Below are 842 nucleotides of genomic sequence, written 5' to 3'. Positions count from 1 at the left end.
ACCCGAGCCCTCCGAGGCCGCCGTGAAGCGCGGGTCGCCCGGGAGCGTGCCCTGAACTCCAAGCCGCCCCTGGGACGCACCGCCCAGGTGCTGCTGGCCCTGATCTTCCCGGTCCTGTCGCTGATCGCCGCGATCCGCCTGGTCGCCACCCCCGCCTTCCTGGCCCTGGCCTATGGCCGCCCCGGCTTCCCGGCCGACGCCTACGGCTTCTCCTGGCCCGAACGGCTGACCTATGGCAGCTACGGGGTGGATTACCTGAACAACTTCGCCGGCCCCGAATACCTCTCCGGGCTGCGTCAGGCGGATGATTCGGCGCTGTTCACCGACGCCGAGGTGCAGCACATGGTGGATGTGAAGAACCTGATCGGGTTCGCGTACGTGCTCGGGGCGGTGCTGGCGGTGCTGGCGATCGTGCTGATCGTCTACCTGATGCGCCGCTACGCCGGGGGAGTGCGCCGCGGGCTGTTCGCCGGGGCGCTGATTACGCTCGGCTGATGGCCGCGCTGGTGGTCGCCGCCGTGATCGGCTGGCAGGGCTTCTTCACCAAGTTCCATGAGCTGTTCTTCTCCGAGGGCAGCTGGACGTTCTACGTCACCGACACGCTGATCCGTCTCTACCCGCAGCAGTTCTGGATTGACTCGGCGATCAGCCTGGCGGTGCTGCTGCTCTTGGTGGTCATCATCGTGCTGATCACCTGCTGGCCCACCGGCCGGCGCCGCGAAGCCTCACGGCTGCGCCAGGATGCGCGGGTCTTCGGGCTGGGCAACAGCTAACGTCGCGAACGCGCACCGTGGCCCCAAGGCAGATCAACCTGCCTTGGGCCACGGTGCGTTAACGGCCCC

Annotated in this window: 2 protein-coding genes; both read left to right on the top strand. The window is 68.1% G+C overall.

Annotated elements, in window-relative coordinates; genetic code table 11:
- On the top strand, nucleotides 1-495 hold a 495-nt coding region (locus JCM19049_RS15990; RefSeq protein WP_279403415.1), incomplete at its 5' end, for a DUF1461 domain-containing protein.
- Complete coding sequence (locus JCM19049_RS15985; protein WP_054822041.1) at nucleotides 495-773, top strand: DUF1461 domain-containing protein; 279 nt, start codon at nucleotides 495-497, stop codon at nucleotides 771-773. The genes JCM19049_RS15990 and JCM19049_RS15985, both read left to right, overlap by 1 nt.
- Nucleotides 774-842: the final 69 nt, after the last annotated feature.

Source organism: Arthrobacter sp. JCM 19049, from assembly GCF_001310435.1.
The sequence above is the reverse complement of the archived record's forward strand: the minus strand, read 5'-3'. Positions and strand labels throughout refer to the sequence as shown.

Excerpts from the sequence above, each read along its gene's own strand:
- JCM19049_RS15985 (WP_054822041.1), top strand. The coding sequence starts at position 495 with ATGGCCGCGCTGGTGGTCGCCGCCGTGATCGGCTGGCAGGGCTTCTTC.